Raw genomic sequence first — 17,318 nt, 5'->3', positions numbered from 1 at the left:
CCTGCGTGCGTCTGCGCGCCTGTCGCCCGTCACTCGGCCGGGACCGGATCCTCCTCGAACAGGCCGGTCGGCAGCCCGTCGATGCTGCGGGTGTTCTTCTGCCGGCGATAGGCCTCCAGCCCCTCCTGCTTCTCCTTGGCCTCGGCCCAGCGCGCCAGGGTCGGCCGCTCGCCGGCATGGTCGAACAGCGGCACGCCGAAGCCGCAGGAGGTCTGCACCAGGTCGATGTCCAGCCGCACCATCTGCCGGGCGCCGAGCGGCTCCGCGCCGCCATATTCCACTTCCAGCAGGCGGGCATAGTCGGGGCCGTCGCGGCGCAGCACCCGGCCGGCGCCGTACAGCCGCAGGATCATCGGCGCGCCCTCGAAGGCGCAGAACATCATGGTCAGCCGGCCGGTGGCGCGCAGATGCGCCGCGGTCTCGTTGCCGCTGCCCGTCAGGTCGAGATAGACGACCGCGTTCGGACCCAGCACCCGCAGCATGTCGGTGCCGCGGGGCGAGACATTGACCCGCCCGGCCGCGGCGGCGGAGGCGGTGAAGAACACCCGCTGGCGCAGGATGAACTCCTGCAGCGCCGGCGAGATCTCCGGGAACTGCTTGGCCATGGCTCCTCCTTCCGCGGGCGGGGATCGTAGCCGACGCGACCCCGGCAGCGAAAGCCTCAGCGCCGGCCGGGCCGGATGACGCAGGAGACGTCGGCGCCCCGGACATAGATGTAGGTGCGGTCGGACAGCCAGCCGGTGCGATAGGTGTAGACCGTGCCGGTCGGATCGACCGAGAGGCCGTAGGCGTCGGAGGTCGAGAACACGATCCGGCCGCGCGTGCTGGTGCAGATGATGCTGTAGGAGTCCATCTCGTCGACCGGCGTCGGCCGCTCCGCCGCCCGGGAGGGTGCGCTGAAAGCGAGGCCGCCGGCAATTGCCAGCCCGATCAGACATCGCAAAGCCGTCGCGTGCTGCATATCCGTCCCGTCGCCTGCCGGGCAGCATTATATCAGGATATCAGGGCCGTCGATTCTTCATCCATCGTCATCCCGTGCGCGCTGCGGCGCGCAGTGCTGCTGCGCAGACACAGGATCTCTCTCCATTCGAAGAGATCCCCGCTTTCGCGGGGATGACGGCAAAAGCCGGATCAGCCCTCCGCCGCCTCGCTGTTGCGCGGTGCGGCCGGCATGCCGATGGCGTGGTAGCCGGCGTCGACATGGTGTACCTCGCCGGTGACGCCGGTCGACAGCGGCCCCAGCAGGTACAGGGCGGCGTTGCCGACCTCGTCCAGGGTGACGTTCTTGCGCAGCGGGCTGTTCTGCTGGTTGAAGCGGAACACGTAGCGGGCGTCGCCGATGGCGCTGCCGGCCAAAGTGCGCATCGGCCCGGCCGAGATCGCGTTGACCCGGACCGCCTGCGGGCCCAGATCCGCCGCCAGGTAGCGCACGCTGGCCTCCAGCGCCGCCTTGGCCACGCCCATGACGTTGTAGTTCGGCATCACCCGCTCGGCGCCGAGATAGGTCAGGGTCAGCAGGCTGCCGCCATCCGGCATGATCGCCGCCGCCCGCTTCGCCAGCGCGGTGAAGCTGTAGCAGCTGATCCGCATGGTCCGGCTGAAGTTCTCGGCCGTGGTGTCGAGGTAGCGGCCCTTCAGCTCTTCCTTGTCGGAATAGGCGATGGCGTGGACCAGGAAGTCGATCGACCCCCATTCCGCCCCCAGCCGGTCGAATAGCGCGGCGATCGACGCCTCGTCCTCGACGTCGCAAGGCGCCAGGAAGCTGGCGCCGATCGACTGGATCAGCGGCTCGACCCGCTTGCGGAAGGCGTCGCCCTGATAGGTGAAGGCCAGTTCCGCCCCCTCGCGCGCCAGCACCGAGGCGATGCCCCAGGCGATCGAGTGGTTGTTGGCGACGCCCATGATCAGGCCGCGCTTGCCGGCCATCAGGCCGGCGCCGCGGCGTTCGGTCGTAGAAGAGGTCATGCAGCGTACCGCTTGAAGGCGAGCGTCGCGTTGGTCCCGCCGAAGCCGAAGCTGTTGGAGAGAACGGTGGTCAGCCCGGCATTGTCGATCCGTTGCCGCACGATCGGGAAACCCTCCGCGGCCGGATCGAGATTTTCGATGTTGGCGCTGGCGGCGATGAAGTCGTGCTTCATCATCAGCAGGCTGTAGATCGCCTCATGCACCCCGGCGGCGCCGAGCGAATGGCCCGACAGCGACTTGGTCGAGCTGATCTTCGGCGCCTTGTCGCCGAACACCTCGCGGATCGCGCCCAGCTCGGTGACGTCGCCGACCGGGGTCGAGGTGCCGTGGGTGTTGATGTAGTCGATCGGGCCGTCGACCGTGGCCAGGGCCTGGCGCATGCAGCGCACGGCGCCCTCGCCCGACGGCGCGACCATGTCGTATCCGTCCGAGGTGGCGCCGTAGCCGACCAGCTCGCCATAGATCTTGGCGCCGCGCGCCTTGGCGTGCTCCAGCTCCTCCAGCACCACGGTGCCGCCGCCGCCGGCGATGACGAAGCCGTCGCGGTCGCGGTCATAGGCGCGGCTGGCGCGCTGCGGCGTGTCGTTGAAGCGCGAGGAGAAGGCGCCCATCGAATCGAACAGCACCGACAGGGTCCAGTGCAGCTCCTCGCCGCCGCCGGCGAAGACGATGTCCTGCTTGCCCCACTGGATCAGCTCGGCGCCGTTGCCGATGCAATGCGCCGAGGTCGAGCAGGCGGAGGAAATCGAGTAGTTGACGCCCTTGATCTTGAACGGCGTCGCCAGCGTCGCCGAATTGGTCGACGACATGCAGCGCGGCACCATGTAGGGGCCGATCCGCTTCGGCCCCTTGGTGCGGGTGATGTCGGCGGCATCGACCTGGTTCGAGGTCGACGGCCCGCCGGAGCCCATGATCAGCCCGGTGCGCTCGTTCGAGACGTCGCTGTCCTCCAGCCCGGCATCGGCGATGGCCTGGGCCATGGCGATGTGGTTGTAGGCGGCGCCCGGTCCCATGAAGCGCAGGATGCGCCGGTCGACATGGTCGGCCGGGTCCAGCTTCACCGTGCCGTGGACATGGCAGCGGAAGCCCAGCTCCTTGTACTCCGGCGCCGCGACGATGCCGGAGCGGCCCTCGCGCAGGCTGGCCGTGACCTCGTCCTGGTTGTTGCCGATGCTCGAGACGATGCCGAGCCCGGTGACGACGACGCGTCGCATGATGGTTCTCCGCGGTTCGTCAGAACGCTTCGGTCGACGTGAACAGGCCGACCCTCAGATCCTTGGCCTCGAAGATGATCTTGCCGTCGACGGCGACGCTGCCGTCGGCGATGCCCAGCACCAGCTTGCGGTTGATCACCCGCTTCAGGTCCAGCCGGTAGGTCACCAGCTTGGCATCGGGCAGCACCTGGCCGGTGAACTTGACCTCGCCGGTCGACAGCGCCCGGCCCTTGCCCGGCGCCCCGGTCCAGCCGAGGAAGAATCCGGTCAGCTGCCACAGCGCGTCGAGCCCCAGGCAGCCCGGCATCACCGGGTCGTTCTCGAAATGGCAGGCGAAGAACCACAGGTCCGGGCGGATGTCGAACTCGGCCACGGCTTCGCCCTTGCCATGGGCGCCGCCATTGTCGTTGATGGTGGTGATCCGGTCCATCATCAGCATGGGCGGCAGCGGCAGCTTGGCGTTGCCAGGCCCGAACAGCTCGCCATGCGCGCAGGACAGCAGGTCTTCGTAGGTGTAGCTCGATTTACCGGTCACGGCCGCGTTGGCGCCTTCCATGGTCTTACCGACGCGCGCGACTGTAGCGCTTTTTCAGGGGCACACAAGCCCGAGCCGGGCCCCTGCGCCGGCTCTGAGACATAGATGCGGGCTATAGTCGCGGCGAACAGGCATTGCCTGCGATCCTCAGGCACCCTAGCTTCGGGGGATCACGGCAAACTGGACCCGCGCATGACCGTCTGGCGGACGACCCTTCTGGCCTCCTGCGTTGCGGCGACGGCGATGCTGCGGCCGCCGGCCGCCGAGGCCGCCACCGATCCGCGCACCGTCTCGGGCGCCTATCTCGCCGGCGCCCATGCGCTGGCCGCCCGCGACCTCTCCTCCGCCGGTCGGTTCTTCAGCCAGGTGCTGGCGACCGATCCGGACAACCTGGCGCTGCTGCGGCGCAGCTTCACCCTGACCCTGGCCGGCGGCGACGTCGAAGGGGCCGCCAAGCTGGCCCAGCGCCTGGACACGGCCGACACCGCCGACCAGCTGGTCCGCATCACCCTGATCCTGCACGACGCCAAGGCCGGCAAGTGGCGCGACGCCCTGGCCCGCCTGAAGACGATGGAGACGGCGGGCAGCGCCCGGTCGGTCACGCCGATCATCGCCGCCTGGCTGCGGGTTGGCGCCGGCGACGGCAAGGCGGCGCTGTCCAGCCTCGATCCGCTGCTGAAGCAGGCGCGGCCGGATGCGCTGTCGTCGATCCAGAAGGCGCTGCTGCTCGATTATCTCGGCGACCTCGACGGCGCCCGGGCGGCCTATGAGGCGCTGGGCGACATGGGCGGCACGGTGCGGCTGGTCGAGGGGCTGGCCGGCGTCTACCAGCGCCAGGGCCAGCGCGACAAGGCGCGCCAGCTGTACAGCCGCTTCACCGACCAGAACGGCGACAACCTGCTGCTGGAGCCGGCGATCCAGCGCCTGGACAAGGGCGAGCGGCCGCAGCCGATCATCGGCAGCCCGGGCGACGGCTTGGCCGAGGCCCTGTTCTACATCGCCAGCGCCGTCAGCCAGGACCGCGACGCCGAGGGCGGCGACACTGCGCTGATCTACACCCGCCTGGCGCTGTATCTGCGGCCCGACTTCCCGGTGGCGCAGATCCTGCTGGGCGATGTGCTGTCCGGGCAGGACCAGTACCAGAACGCCATCGCCGCCTATGAAGCGCTGCCCGACGGCACCCCGGCCGGTTGGATGGCGCGGCTGCGCGAGACCCTGGCCTATGAAAGCCTGGAGCAGTTCGACAAGGGCATCGCCCTGGCCGCCGACCTGGTGTCGGAACGGCCGGACAGCCCGGCCGGCTACCTACGCCTCGCCGACCTGTACCGGGCGAAGCAGGATTTCGCCTCCGCCGTCGTCGCCTATGACGACGCGGCGCGCCGGCAGAAGCGGCTGGAGGAGGTGGACTGGACCTTCCTCTATCGCCGCGGCATCGCGCTCGAGCGTTCCGGCCGCTTCGACCGGGCGGAGCAGGATCTGCGCCGCGCCATCGGGCTGAACCCGGACCACGCCAATCTGCTGAACTATCTCGGCTACTCGCTGCTCGACCGCGGCAAGAACCTGCAGGAGGCGGAGGATCTGATCCGCAAGGCGGTCGACCAGTCGCCGAATGACGGCTACATCATCGACAGCCTGGGCTGGGTCTATTACCGCACCAACCAGATGGGCAAGGCGGTGGAGACGCTGGAGAAGGCGATCTCGCTGAAGCCCGAGGACCCGACCATCAACGACCATCTCGGCGACGCCTATTGGCGGGTCGGCCGCAAGCTCGAGGCCCGGTACCAGTGGGAGGCGGCGCTGCGCACCACGGAGGGCGACCCGCCGAAGGACAAGATCGAGGCCAAGCTGGCCAACGGCCTGCCGGACCAGGAAGCCGCGGCTCCGGTCAAATCGAACTGATCGTGGCGGCGGACGGCAGGGTCTGGTCCGGCAGCGCGCCGGCCAAGGTCAATCTCTATCTCCATGTCGTCGGCAGGCGTGAGGACGGCTATCACCTGCTCGACAGCCTGGTGGTGTTCGCCGATGTCGGCGACGGGCTGACCCTGCAGGTCGCGGGGGCGCCGCGCCTGACCGTCACCGGCCCCTTCGCCGGCGCCATCCCGCCGGGCGACGACAATCTGGCGCTGCGCGCGGTGCGGCGCCTGGCGGCGGCGGTCGGACGGCCGGAGGGCATCGCCGTCACCCTCGACAAGCGCCTGCCGGTGGCGGCCGGGATCGGCGGCGGCTCGGCCGATGCCGCGGCGGTGCTGCGCGGCCTGGCCGTGCTCTGGGGCCTGGTGGCCGATGATCCGCGCCTGCTCGAGGTCGCGGCCGGGCTCGGCGCCGATGTCCCGGTCTGCCTCGCCGGCCGCACCGCCTGGCTTGGCGGCGTCGGCGAACGGCTGGAGCCGGGGCCGGACCTCGCCGGGGTGCCGATCCTGCTGGTCAATCCCGGCGTGCCGCTGTCGACACCCGACGTGTTCCGGGCCCGGCGCGGCGGCTTCTCGGCCGAGGCCCGCTTCGCCGAGGCGCGGCCGACGCTGGGACGGCTCTGCACCCTGCTGGCCGGGCGCGGCAACGACCTGGCCGCGCCGGCGACCGGGCTGGTGCCGGTGATCGGCGAGGTGCTGGCGGCGCTGACGGCGCAGCCGGGCTGCCGCCTGGCCCGGATGTCGGGCAGCGGCGCCACCTGCTTCGGCCTGTTCGACACGCCGGCCGCGGCGAAGGCAGCCGAGGCGGCGCTCGCCGGCCGCGGCTGGTGGGCCGCGGCCGCTGCCCTGCTGTAACCCGTCGCAGCCTCCCGGAATGATCCGCGCTGGCCGGCCGGGGTCCGTGCTGGTATGAAGCGCGGTCGCGCCGGATCGACCGATCCGCGCGATCCATAAGCGCAGCCCGTCCTTGGGGCGGCTGCTGGGAATGCGGATGACCGACGCTCTTTCCGCCGCGTCCGCCCGGCCCGGATCCACGGGATCTGCCGGCTGGCTGCGGCTCGACACCCCCCAGGGGGCGATATTCTGGCTGATCCTGCTGGGCGGGCTGCTGCGGCTCGCCCTGGCCTGGGCGCTCGGCTACGGCAACGGCGAATCCTACTACGTCGCCACCGCCCGCTTCTGGGCGCTCAGCTATTTCGACCAGCCGCCGCTGTTCCTGTGGCTGACCCATGCCATGATCGGGCTGGGCGACGCCGAGCTGTGGCTGCGCCTGCCCTATGTACTGATGTTCGGCGTCTCGACCTGGCTGATGTACCGGCTCGGCGAATATCTGTTCGGCGCCTGGGCCGGGGTCTGGGCGGCGCTGCTGCTGAACCTGTCGGCCGTGTTCTTCCTCAGCGTCGGCAGCTGGGTGCAGCCGGACGGGCCGCTGTTCCTGTTCCTGCTGGCCGCGGCGTACTGCACGGCAAGGGTGGTCGTGCCGGAGCCGGAGACGCTGTCGCCGCGCGCCGCCTGGAGCTGGTGGCTCGCCGCCGGGGTCTGCTTCGGCCTGGCACTGCTGTCGAAGTACCACGCCTCGCTGATGATGGCCGGGCTGCTGCTGTTCCTGCTGACCACCCCCGGGCGGCGGCGCTGGCTGGCCCACCCGGCGCCCTGGATCGCGGTCGTCGTCGCCTTCGCCATCTTTTCGCCGGTGCTGATCTGGAACGCCGAGAACCAGTGGGTGTCGTTCCTGTTCCAGAGCGGCCGCAGCTCCGGCGGGCGCTTCCGGCCCGACTGGCTGGGCCAGAATATCGGCGGCCAGGCGATCTGGCTCTTGCCCTGGATCTGGCTGCCGATGATCTGGGTGTTCGGCGCCGGCCTGGTCCGCGGGCCGAAGGACCTGCGCGGCTGGTTCCTGGTCAGCCTCGCCATCATCCCGATCGTGCTGTTCACCGCGGTCGCCTCCTGGGCCAAGGTCGGCGCCCACTTCCACTGGCAGGCACCGGGCTATCTGATGCTGTTCCCGCTGCTCGGCGCCGCCACGGCGCGGTGGCTCGCGGCCGGCAGCCGTCCCGCCCGGATCTGGCTCAAGGCGTCGACCATCGCCACCGTGGTGGTGCTGCTGGTGCTGGGCAGCCACGCCGCCACCGGCTGGATGCGGGCGCTGCCCTATCTCGACCGGGCCACGATCGAGAAGGACCCGACGCTGGAGGGGCTGGACTGGACCGATCTGCGCGCCGCCGCGCAGGAGCGCGGCTGGTTCGACCGGCCCGGCCTGTTCGTGGTCGGCACGCAGTGGCACCAGGCCGGCAAGATCGACGTCCAGCTCGGCGACCGGCTGCCGGTGCTGTGCCTGTGCGAAGACCCGCGCAACCTGGCCTTCGGCTGGAACCAGATGGATTTCGCCGGCCATGACGCGGTGATCGTCGGCCAGGACGAGTTCCTGAAGAAATTCGACGAGCGCTGGCGGCCCTATTTCACCTCGGTCGAGCCGCAGCCGGACATCATCGTCCATCGCGGCGGCCGGGCCGAGCTGACGCTGCATGTCTACACCGCCCGCGGCTTCAAGGCGCCCTGGCCGCTGCCGCTGCCGCCGAACGCACCGTGGGAAACTGCCAAGTGATGCGCTACGAGCTCGCCGTGGTGGTGCCGACGCTGAACGAGGTCGGCAATGTCGGGCGCCTTGTCGAGCTGCTCGACGCGGCCCTGGCCGGGATCGCCTGGGAGGTGATCTTCGTCGACGACGATTCGACCGACGGCACCGCCGAGGCGGTCTACAGGATCGCCGAGACCCGGGACAATGTCCGCTGCCTGAAGCGGATCGGCCGGCGCGGCCTGGCCTCGGCCTCGGTCGAGGGCATGATGGCGACCGGCGCGCCCTATCTCGCGGTGATGGATGCCGACCTGCAGCATGACGAGACGCTGCTGCCGAAGATGCTGCAGCGGCTGAAGGCCGACACGCTCGACATCGTCGTCGCCAGCCGCTTCCTGCCGGGCAGCGACCTCGGCACCTTCTCGGAGAAGCGCGAGCGCCTGTCCGGCCTGGGCATCCGCCTGGCCCGCATGGTGGTGCCGAAGGAGCTGACCGACCCGCTCAGCGGCTTCTTCATGCTGCGCCGGCCGCTGATCGAGGAGGTCGCGGACCGGCTGAACGGGCAGGGCTTCAAGATCCTGCTCGACATCTTCGCCTCGGCCGGGCGCCCGCTGCGCTTCGCCGAGCTGCCCTTCGTCTTCCGCAGCCGGCTCAGCGGCGAAAGCAAGCTCGACTTCGCCGTGAGCCTGGAATTCCTGATGCTGATCTTCGACAAGCTGCTGGGCGGCGCGATCCCGGCGCGCTTCATCCTGTTCGTCATGGTCGGGCTGTCCGGCGTGGCGGTGCAGCTGGCCCTGGTTGGGCTGTTCCTGCACGCCTTCAACTGGGACTTCTACTGGTCCCAGGCGGTGGCGACCGTGGCTGCGATGTCCTCGAACTTCGCCCTCAACAACCGCATCACCTACCGCGACAAGCAGCTGCGCGGCCGCGACTTCCTGCGCGGCCTCTTATCCTTCTACGCCGCCTGCGCCATCGGCGCCCTGATCAACCTGCAAGTGGCCGAGTTCCTGTACGAGCGGCATTTGCCCTGGGCCCTGGCCAGCTTCCTCGGCGCCGCCCTGTCCTCGGTCTGGAATTTCGGCGTCACCTCGACCTTCACCTGGAGCAAGCGCGGCCGCACGCGGACCCAGGCGGCCGGGGAATAGCGGCCGCCCGGAAGCGCGTCCTCAGCACATCGCCGGCTCGGTCTCCCGCCGGAACGCGCGGAACAGCTCGCCGACGGTGCGGGTGCCGGTCTCGACCAGGTCGAAGCGACGGCCGAAGCGGATCCAGTCGACCATCAGCCCGACCATCAGGCAGGTCAGGGTGCTGGCCGCCACCTCGGGCGGCCAGGCCGGGCTCAGCCGGCCGGACTCCTGGGCCATCCCGAAGGCCCGGCTCATCGTCGCCCGCATGTGGTCATGCGCCTCGCGCTGCCGGGCCAGCGCCGCCAGCATCTCGCCGACATACTCGCAGCGGCAGGTCAGGATGGTGAAGACGCGCTGGCGCTGCTCGTCCTCGGTCAGGGCGACGAAGCTCTCGACCATCGCCTGCTCGATCAGCCCCAGCGGGTCGGGATGGCCGTCGGCCATCGCCCGCTCGACGATGTCCTCCGCCGGCAGCTTCACCCGCTCGTGCAGCGCCTCGAACAGCTCCACCTTGTTCTTGAAATGCCAATAGATGGCGCCGCGGGTCACCCCGGCCGCGTTGGCGATCAGCTCCAGCGAGGTGCGCGACACCCCGTCGACGAAAAAAAGCCGCTCCGCTGCGTCCAGAATCTTCTGCCGGGTCTCTTCCGCCTCGGCCTTGGTGCGGCGTGCCATGTCTCTACTCCTCTCCCCCTTTTTCCTCTTTACATACGTCCAAGTATGTATATAAGTCCATCCCGTCGTGCCGTCCCGGAGGCCCCAGGGTGTGTGCGGTGCAAAAGAATCCGACAGCGGGAAGGGGTTGTCGTGAGCTCAGCCATCCGGGATTCGGGGTGTTCCCCGACGATGTTCCGTCTTTCCGGGGACCGGCTGCCGCGTCTCTCCCGGTAACAAAACTTAATACGCCGACTCGGCCTCCGCGATTGCTCCGCCGGCCGAGAGCAGGCATTCTGGGGATGTGCCGATATGGCGCTGTGGGGGCCGGGCGAAACGTCGAAGGGATCTTCCGCATCCCTGATACATACATTCTGGAACGTATGTATATCAATCCTGCGCTGCAGCCCGTCGTTCAAATTCGTTGTGCAGTGCAAAAATCTCTCAGGCAAAGGTGCGGTCACCGTGAGCAAGACGTCATCACTTCGCGCCGTGGCATTGGCCGTCACCCTGGCCGCCGCGCCGATTCTTGCATCTTGCAACGAAAACACCGGTGAAGCCCAGGCCCAGACGCAATCCGCGCCGCCGCCGGAGGTGACGGTGCAGGAGGTGGCGGCCGGTCCGGTGCCGCTGACCTACACCTATGCCGCCCGGGTGTCGGCCTTCCGCGAGATCGAGGTGCGCGCCCGCGTCGGCGGCATCCTCTTGAAGCGCGACTACACCGAGGGTGAGCGGGTGGCGGAGGGGCAAGAGCTGTTCCGCATCGACCCCGCGACCTACCAGGCCGAAGTGGCGCGCGTCCAGGCGCAGCTGCAGCAGTCGCAGGCGCAGCTTGCCAATGACCGCATCAACGCCGACCGCGCCGCCAAGCTGCTCGCCGCCCGGGCCGGGTCGGAGCGCGACCGCGACGACACCGCGGCCAAGGTCCGCACCGACGAGGCGGCGGTGGCCGCCGCCCAGGCGCAGCTGAAGACGGCGCAGCTCAACCTCGACTACACGACGGTGACGGCGCCGCTCGGCGGCATGACCAGCATCGAGGAGGTGCCCGAGGGCAGCCTGATCAGCGCCAACGGCCTCCTGACCCGGATCACCCAGCTCGACCCGGCCTATGTCAGCTTCTCCTTCAGCGACGCCGATTTCGCCGAGATCCGCCGGCTGCTCGACGAGGGCAAGGCCGACGGGCCGAAGGACCGCCGCTTCCCGGTGTCGGTCAAGCTCGGCGACGGGCGGACCTATGATCACGGCGGCACCATCAACTTCACCGACAGCATCGTCGACGACCAGACCGGCACGATCCGCGCCCGCGCCGTGCTGCCGAACGCCCAGGGCCTCTTGATGCCGAACCAGTTCGTCCGGGTCACGGTCAGCGGCCTGAGCCTGAAGCAGGGCATCGTGGTGCCGCAGGTGGCGGTGATGCAGGGCCCGCAGGGTCCCTTCGCCTATGCGCTGGGCGAGGGCGACAAGGCCGAGGCCCGGCCGCTGACGCTCGGCCGCGAGGTCGAGGGCGGCTGGCTGGTCGAGAGCGGCCTGAAGGCGGGCGACCGGATCATCACCGAAGGCGTGATCAAGGTCCGGCCGGGCAGCCCGGTGCGGCCGTCCGCCGCCAAGGTGGCGCAGGTGACCCCGTGATCTCCCGCTTCTTCATCGACCGGCCGGTCTTCGCGGCCGTCCTCTCGATCGTCATCACCCTGGCCGGGCTGGTGGCGATGCGGGTGCTGCCGATCGCGCAGTATCCGGAGATCGTGCCGCCCGAGGTCTCGGTCTCGGCCAGCTATTCCGGCGCCAGCGCCGAGACCGTGGCCCAGACCGTCGCCGCGCCGCTGGAGCAGCAGATCAACGGCGTCGACAACATGCTGTACATGCGGTCGACGAACACCGGCGACGGCACCATGACGCTGACCGTCACCTTCAAGATCGGCACCGATCCCGACCAGGCGACGATCAATGTCAACAACCGTGTCCAGCGCGTGCTGCCGACCCTGCCGCAGGAGGTGCAGCGCACCGGCGTCCGCGTCGACAAGAAGTCGAGCTCGATCCTGCAGGCGGTGATCCTGCATGACGAGAGCGGCCAGTACGACCCGATCTACCTGAACAACTACGCGCTGCTGAACGTCATCGATGACCTCAAGCGCGTGCCTGGCGTCGGCGACGCCACGCTGTTCGGCGCCGGCAAGGACTATTCGATGCGGATCTGGCTGCGGCCGGACAAGCTGGCGCAGTACAGCCTGACGCCCAGCGACGTCTCCGCCGCGATCCGCGAGCAGAACGCCCAGTTCGCCGCCGGCCGCTTCGGCGAGGAGCCGGATGCGAGCGGCCTTGCCTTCACCTATTCGGCGACGACCGACGGCCGCCTGCCGAACGCCGAGGCCTTCGAGAACATCATCCTGAAATCCGACAGCAACGCGGCGACGCTGCGGCTGAAGGACGTGGCGCGGGTCGAGCTCGGCGCCCAGGCCTACAACTCCGCCGCCAATTACAACGGCAAGCCGGCGGCCGCGATCGGCATCTATCTGCAGCCCGGCGCCAACGCGCTGGAGACGGCGGAAGGGGTGAAGGCGCGGATGGAGGAGCTGAAGACGGCCTTCCCCGACGGCATCACCTACGCCATTCCCTACGACACCACCCGCTTCGTCCAGGTCTCGATCGACGAGGTGATCAAGACCTTCATCGAGGCGATGGTCCTGGTCGTTCTGGTGGTCTTCGTCTTCCTGCAGAATCTGCGGGCGACGCTGATCCCGGTGATCGCTGTACCGATCTCGATCCTCGGCACCTTCGCCGGGATGTACATCCTCGGCTTCTCGATCAACCTCCTGACGCTGTTCGGCCTGATCCTGGCCATCGGCATCGTCGTCGACGACGCCATTGTCGTGCTCGAGAATGTCGAGCGCATCATGCGCACCGAGAAGCTGCCGCCGAAGGAAGCGGCGCGAAAGGCGATGGACGAGGTCTCGGGCCCGGTCATCGCCATCGTGCTGGTGCTGTGCGCCGTGTTCGTGCCGGTTGCCTTCATGGGTGGGCTGGCGGGCGAGATGTACCGCCAGTTCGCCGTCACCATCGCGGTGTCGGTCACCATCTCCGGCATCGTCGCGCTGACGCTGACGCCGGCGCTGTGCGCCCTGATCCTGAAGCCCGGCCACCACGAGCCCGCCCGGCCGTTCCGCTGGTTCAACCGGGTGTTCGACGGCATCACCTCGGCCTACACCGCGGGCGTCCGCTTCTTCCTCAAGCGCTTCGCCATCGGCCTGCTGCTGTTCGCCGGCTTCGCCGGGGTGGCGGGCTTCCTGTTCCAGAAGATCCCGGGGTCGCTGGTGCCGGATGAGGACCAGGGCTACCTGATCGTCGCCGCCTTCCTGCCGCCCGCCGCCTCGCTGGAGCGGACCGAGAAGGCGCTGTCCGAGGCGACCCGGAACATCCTGCAGCACCCGGCGGTCAGCGAGAGCATCGACGTGCCCGGCTTCGACCTGCTGTCGGCGGCGCAGAAGACCTATGGCGGCGTCGTCTTCGTGCCGCTGAAGGACTGGTCGCAGCGCACCGACCCGGCGCTGGACGCGCGCAACCTGCCCGGGCCGTTCATGGGCATAAACGCCGGCATCAAGGACGCCATGGTGCTGGCCTTCAACCCGCCGCCGATCATGGGCATGAGCACCACCGGCGGCTTCGAGGCCTACGTCCAGGACCGCACCGGCGCCGGCTATCCGGCCCTGGCCGCGGCGACGCAGAAGCTGGTCGAGGCCGCAGCCAAGCGGCCGGACCTGGCGGGCGTGCGGTCCCAGTTCAACATCGCCATCCCGCAATACAAGCTCGATGTCGACCGCGAGAAGGCGCGGGCGCTGGGCGTGCCGATCTCGTCGATCTTCGACGCGATGCAAGCCACCTTCGGCAGCCTGTACGTCAACGACTTCACGCTCTATGGCCGCAACTATCGGGTCAGCCTGGCGTCGGAGGGCAGCTTCCGCCAGCGGCCGGAGGACCTGAAGCAGGTCTTCGTCCGCGCCGACAGCGGCGCCATGATCCCGATCGACGCGCTGGTGAAGAGCCGGCGGGTCGTCGGTCCCGACCAGGTCGAGCGCTTCAACATCTTCCCGGCGGCCAAGATCATGGGCGGCCCGGCGCCCGGCTACTCCTCCGGCCAGTCGATCGCGGCGATGGAGCAGCTGGCCAAGGAGGTCCTGCCGCAGGGCTACGCCCTGGCCTGGACCGGCTCGGCCTTCCAGGAGCAGTCGACCGGCGGCTCCGGCAACCAGGCGCTCTTGTTCGGCCTGGTCATGGTGTTCCTGATCCTGGCGGCGCAGTACGAGCGCTGGTCGCTGCCGATCGCGGTGCTGACCGCCGTGCCCTTCGCCCTGTTCGGGGCGCTGGTCGCGGTCTGGCTGCGCGGGCTGCAGAACGATGTCTACTTCCAGATCGGCCTGGTCACCCTGATCGGCCTCGCCGCCAAGAACGCGATCCTGATCGTCGAGTTCGCGGTGTTGAAGCGCGAGGAGGGGATGAGCGCGTTCGACGCGGCGCTGGAGGCGGCGAAGCTGCGCTTCCGCCCGATCGTCATGACCTCGCTGGCCTTCATCCTGGGCTGCCTGCCGCTGGCCATCGCCAGCGGCGCCGGGTCGGCCAGCCGCCATTCCATCGGCACCGGCGTGATCGGCGGCATGCTCGCCGCCACCGTCATCGCCACCTTCTTCATCCCGATGTTCTACCGGCTGATCGCCTGGCGCGATCGCAAGCAGCCGGCAACGGAAGCGGGGCCCGCCTTCCCCCAGGCGGAGCATCCGTGAGACGGGGTCGCCCCACGGCCCCGTCTCGGTCCCGGTCGTCATTGCTGCCCCTCGACGACCGGGACTCCTAAACGGACGGGGCGCGGACCGCAACCGCGCCCCGTCCGTCGCTTCATCTCGGTTCAGTCCGACACGCCGGCCTTGCGCAGCCGGGCCGCAACCGAGCGGGACCGGCTGCTCTCCGCCCAGCCCAGGGCTGAGCGGCCGGTGAAATCGCGCAGCTGCGGCTTGGCGCCGCCCGCCAGCAGCGCCTCCACCGCCGGCAGGCTGCCGTCGCGGGCCGCCGCCATCAGGGGTGTGATGCCCTGGCGGTTGGCGCGGTTCGGGTTGGCCTTGCCGTCCAGCAGCGCGCGAACGATGCCGGCGTCGCCGGTGTCCGCCGCCCAGAACAGCGGCGTGTTGCCCAGCGAATCGGCCTGGTCCGGCTGGGCGCCGAAGCGCAACAGCTCGCGCACCAGGGCATCGCGGCCGTCGCGGGCGGCGATCACCAGCGGGGTGCGGCCGCCGGCATCGGTCGCGTTCGGCGGCGTCCCGCTCAGCAGCAGAGTGCGGACCTGGGCGAGATCGTTGGCGTCGACCGCCCGGATCAGCTCCGGCGCCCGACGCAACACGTCGATCTCGGCCACGGCCGGGCCGCTGAGGGTGAGAAGCAGCGCCGCGGCGATGCAGGTGCCTCGTCTCATCTCGATCCTCCGGCTGGTCCGGTTCGGGCGTGAGCTTATACCGCGGCCATGGCCCGGACCAGCCGGTTGGCCCTCGCTGCCCGGCTGGACTATCCTCTGCCGACGCCGCCCCGCCGTCAGCAGTGAGTCCCGCCATGACCGAGACATCCCCCCTTCCCAGCCTGCCCCGCCTCGGGCAGGTGGCCCCGCCCTTCGAAGCCGAGACCACCCATGGGCGCCTCGCGCTCGAGGATTTCCGCGGCAGCTGGGTCGTGCTCTTCTCGCACCCGGCCGATTTCACCCCGGTCTGCACCACCGAATTCGTCGCCTTTGCCCGGATCGCCCCGGCCTTGAAGGAGCGCGGGGTCGAGCTGCTGGGCCTGTCGATCGACAGCATCTACGCCCATCTCGCCTGGACCAGGCGGATCGAGGAGCTGTTCGGCACGAGGATCCCGTTCCCGGTGATCGCCGATGGCGACCGCAAGGTGGCGACGCTGTACGGCATGATCATGCCGGAGCAGTCGGGCACCGAGACCAGCCGCTGCGTCTTCGTCATCGATCCGACCGGGGTGGTGCGGGCGATGATCTACTATCCGCTGACCACCGGCCGGAACATCGACGAGATCCTGCGGCTGGTCGACGCGCTGCAGACCACCGACAAGCACAAGGTCGCGACCCCGGCCGACTGGCGCCCCGGCGGCAAGGTGATTGTGCCGGCGCCGCGCACCATCGAGGATGCCGAAGCCCGGGCCAAGGGCGGGTATGCCTATACCGACTTCTGGTATTGCGAGACCGAGTTGAAGGGCTGACTCAGGCCGCCCGGGCGTAGACGATGGCCTGCATCAACCCCGACGGCACGCTGACCGAGGTGGCCAGGCGGAGCCTGACCCTGCTCGCCGTCCCGCACACCGCGGCACGGCTGGCCGAGGCCGCCGGCCTGCCGCTCTGGCGGGTGCGGGCCACATTGCGCGAGACCGGCCGGGCGAAGCTGATCGCGTGCCTCGACCCCGATGCCGCTGATCCGGCCTGGCAGCTGACCGAGCTCGGCGTCGAGGCGCTGGAGCTGAGCCAGGACTGATTGCGCTTTACTGATACAACACAATGGGATATGGGTCTGAGTTGAAGCATCTTGTAAGCCCAGCCGGTGCGGCGGAGCATTTCGAATTCTGTCGGCGGGGCTTCTGCGCTAAAGTGCGGGCGATGGATCTGCGGGGGTACCGATGAGGATGATGAAGGGTTTTGCCGCGGCCGCATTGGCCGCCATGGCGTTGGCGGCGTGTCAGGAAGCACCGCCGCCGAAGCCACAGACGGGGGGCCTGTTCCCCGATGTCGGCAACTACCAGCCGGCGAACCTGCCGCCGAAGGCGCAGCTGACGCCGACCGAGGTGCGCTACGACCTGCTGGTCAAGCTGCAGACCGAGATGATGGTCACCGGGCTGAGCTGCAAGGAAGAGTTCAAGGATCCGATCATCTTCCGGACCTTCAGCCAGTGGGTGGTCAACAACGACGACCGCATCCTGGACACCCAGGACAAGCTCGGCCGGCTGCTGGCCAAGTACAGCAAGGGCAACGGCCAGCGCCTGTTCGACACCTATCGCACCAAGATGGCGAACGACGAATCCCAGCGCATGCAGCGGATGACCCAGACCGCCTACTGCCTGGCGCGCCAGGATCAGTTCGCCGAGGTGGTCAAGTACAACCCGCAGCAGCTCGACGAGTATCTGAACAAGACCTACGAGATGCTGCACACGCGCTACAACGAGGTCGGGGCGAAGACCCAGACCGCGGCGGCGCCGGCCGACAAGGCGGCCGCTCCGGCCGTCAAGCCGAAGAAGCCGTAAGCACCAGTTTTCTCTTTTGCCGATCCATCCGGGAAAGGGCCGCGCGAGCGGCCCTTTTTCGTA

Annotated in this window: 16 protein-coding genes; 9 read left to right on the top strand and 7 right to left on the bottom strand. The window is 69.2% G+C overall.

Translation table 11 applies throughout. From position 1 onward, the window contains the following. Window positions 1–29 precede the first annotated feature (29 nt). From FFK22_RS37030 to fabA, 5 genes are all read right to left on the bottom strand, one after another. Window positions 30–605 carry a pyridoxamine 5'-phosphate oxidase family protein gene (locus FFK22_RS37030; protein ID WP_138892896.1) on the bottom strand — a complete coding sequence of 192 codons (576 nt, stop codon included), beginning with the start codon at window positions 603–605 and terminating at the stop codon, window positions 30–32. Between the two features lie 56 nt (window positions 606–661). Next, window positions 662–961 carry a hypothetical protein gene (locus FFK22_RS37025; RefSeq protein ID WP_138892897.1) on the bottom strand — a complete coding sequence of 100 codons (300 nt, stop codon included), beginning with the start codon at window positions 959–961 and terminating at the stop codon, window positions 662–664. A gap of 170 nt (window positions 962–1,131) precedes the next feature. Then, window positions 1,132–1,965, bottom strand: coding sequence for an enoyl-ACP reductase FabI (fabI, locus tag FFK22_RS37020; protein ID WP_221939143.1), 834 nt, complete (start codon window positions 1,963–1,965; stop codon window positions 1,132–1,134). After that, window positions 1,962–3,179 (bottom strand): beta-ketoacyl-ACP synthase I, encoded by a 1,218-nt coding sequence (gene fabB, locus FFK22_RS37015; RefSeq protein WP_138892898.1) that lies wholly within the window; start codon window positions 3,177–3,179, stop codon window positions 1,962–1,964. Before fabB ends, fabI begins: the two co-directional genes overlap by 4 nt. 19 nt (window positions 3,180–3,198) lie before the next feature. After that, window positions 3,199–3,735, bottom strand: coding sequence for a 3-hydroxyacyl-[acyl-carrier-protein] dehydratase FabA (fabA, locus tag FFK22_RS37010; protein WP_138892899.1), 537 nt, complete (start codon window positions 3,733–3,735; stop codon window positions 3,199–3,201). Window positions 3,736–3,906: 171 nt separating this feature from the next. On the opposite strand from fabA, the gene FFK22_RS37005 reads away from it, so the two are divergent. The 4 genes from FFK22_RS37005 to FFK22_RS36990 all read left to right on the top strand — a co-directional run bounded on the left by FFK22_RS37005 (window position 3,907) and on the right by FFK22_RS36990 (window position 9,344). Next, a complete protein-coding gene (locus FFK22_RS37005) occupies window positions 3,907–5,613 on the top strand; it encodes a tetratricopeptide repeat protein (RefSeq protein ID WP_186002871.1) in 1,707 nt (568 codons plus the stop codon). Between the two features lie 2 nt (window positions 5,614–5,615). Next, window positions 5,616–6,479 carry a 4-(cytidine 5'-diphospho)-2-C-methyl-D-erythritol kinase gene (locus FFK22_RS37000; protein ID WP_186002870.1) on the top strand — a complete coding sequence of 288 codons (864 nt, stop codon included), beginning with the start codon at window positions 5,616–5,618 and terminating at the stop codon, window positions 6,477–6,479. Between the two features lie 136 nt (window positions 6,480–6,615). Then, complete coding sequence (locus FFK22_RS36995; RefSeq protein ID WP_186002869.1) at window positions 6,616–8,229, top strand: glycosyltransferase family 39 protein; 1,614 nt, start codon at window positions 6,616–6,618, stop codon at window positions 8,227–8,229. Continuing rightward, a complete protein-coding gene (locus FFK22_RS36990) occupies window positions 8,229–9,344 on the top strand; it encodes a glycosyltransferase family 2 protein (RefSeq protein WP_138892910.1) in 1,116 nt (371 codons plus the stop codon). The genes FFK22_RS36995 and FFK22_RS36990 overlap by 1 nt, the downstream gene beginning before the upstream one ends. Before the next feature lie 21 nt (window positions 9,345–9,365). Here the strand turns inward: FFK22_RS36990 and FFK22_RS36985 are convergent, their stop codons facing one another. Further along, the gene (locus tag FFK22_RS36985; protein ID WP_138892902.1) at window positions 9,366–10,001 is read right to left on the bottom strand and encodes a TetR family transcriptional regulator; all 636 of its coding nucleotides are present in this window, start codon (window positions 9,999–10,001) and stop codon (window positions 9,366–9,368) included. Window positions 10,002–10,445: 444 nt separating this feature from the next. Here FFK22_RS36985 and FFK22_RS36980 point away from each other — a divergent pair, with 444 nt between their 5' ends. Continuing rightward, window positions 10,446–11,609, top strand: coding sequence for an efflux RND transporter periplasmic adaptor subunit (locus tag FFK22_RS36980; RefSeq protein WP_221939141.1), 1,164 nt, complete (start codon window positions 10,446–10,448; stop codon window positions 11,607–11,609). Further along, window positions 11,606–14,752, top strand: a complete 3,147-nt coding sequence (locus FFK22_RS36975) for an efflux RND transporter permease subunit (protein WP_306770232.1) — start codon at window positions 11,606–11,608, stop codon at window positions 14,750–14,752. The genes FFK22_RS36980 and FFK22_RS36975 overlap by 4 nt, the downstream gene beginning before the upstream one ends. Before the next feature lie 122 nt (window positions 14,753–14,874). Here the strand turns inward: FFK22_RS36975 and FFK22_RS36970 are convergent, their stop codons facing one another. Next, window positions 14,875–15,435, bottom strand: coding sequence for an ankyrin repeat domain-containing protein (locus tag FFK22_RS36970; RefSeq protein WP_186002868.1), 561 nt, complete (start codon window positions 15,433–15,435; stop codon window positions 14,875–14,877). Between the two features lie 122 nt (window positions 15,436–15,557). Between FFK22_RS36970 and FFK22_RS36965 the strand changes: the two genes are divergently transcribed. The 3 genes from FFK22_RS36965 (at window position 15,558) to FFK22_RS36955 (ending at window position 17,255) form a co-directional block, all read left to right on the top strand. Further along, window positions 15,558–16,223, top strand: a complete 666-nt coding sequence (locus tag FFK22_RS36965; protein WP_373683773.1) for a peroxiredoxin — start codon at window positions 15,558–15,560, stop codon at window positions 16,221–16,223. A 23-nt stretch (window positions 16,224–16,246) separates the two neighbouring features. Further along, window positions 16,247–16,492, top strand: coding sequence for a hypothetical protein (locus FFK22_RS36960; RefSeq protein ID WP_138892906.1), 246 nt, complete (start codon window positions 16,247–16,249; stop codon window positions 16,490–16,492). 142 nt (window positions 16,493–16,634) lie between these two features. Then, window positions 16,635–17,255 (top strand): hypothetical protein, encoded by a 621-nt coding sequence (locus FFK22_RS36955; protein WP_138892907.1) that lies wholly within the window; start codon window positions 16,635–16,637, stop codon window positions 17,253–17,255. Window positions 17,256–17,318 lie beyond the last annotated feature (63 nt).

Origin of the sequence: Mycobacterium sp. KBS0706, from assembly GCF_005938675.2 — a bacterium.
Lineage (GTDB): Bacteria > Pseudomonadota > Alphaproteobacteria > DSM-16000 > Inquilinaceae > Inquilinus.
The sequence above is the reverse complement of the archived record's forward strand: the minus strand, read 5'-3'. Positions and strand labels throughout refer to the sequence as shown.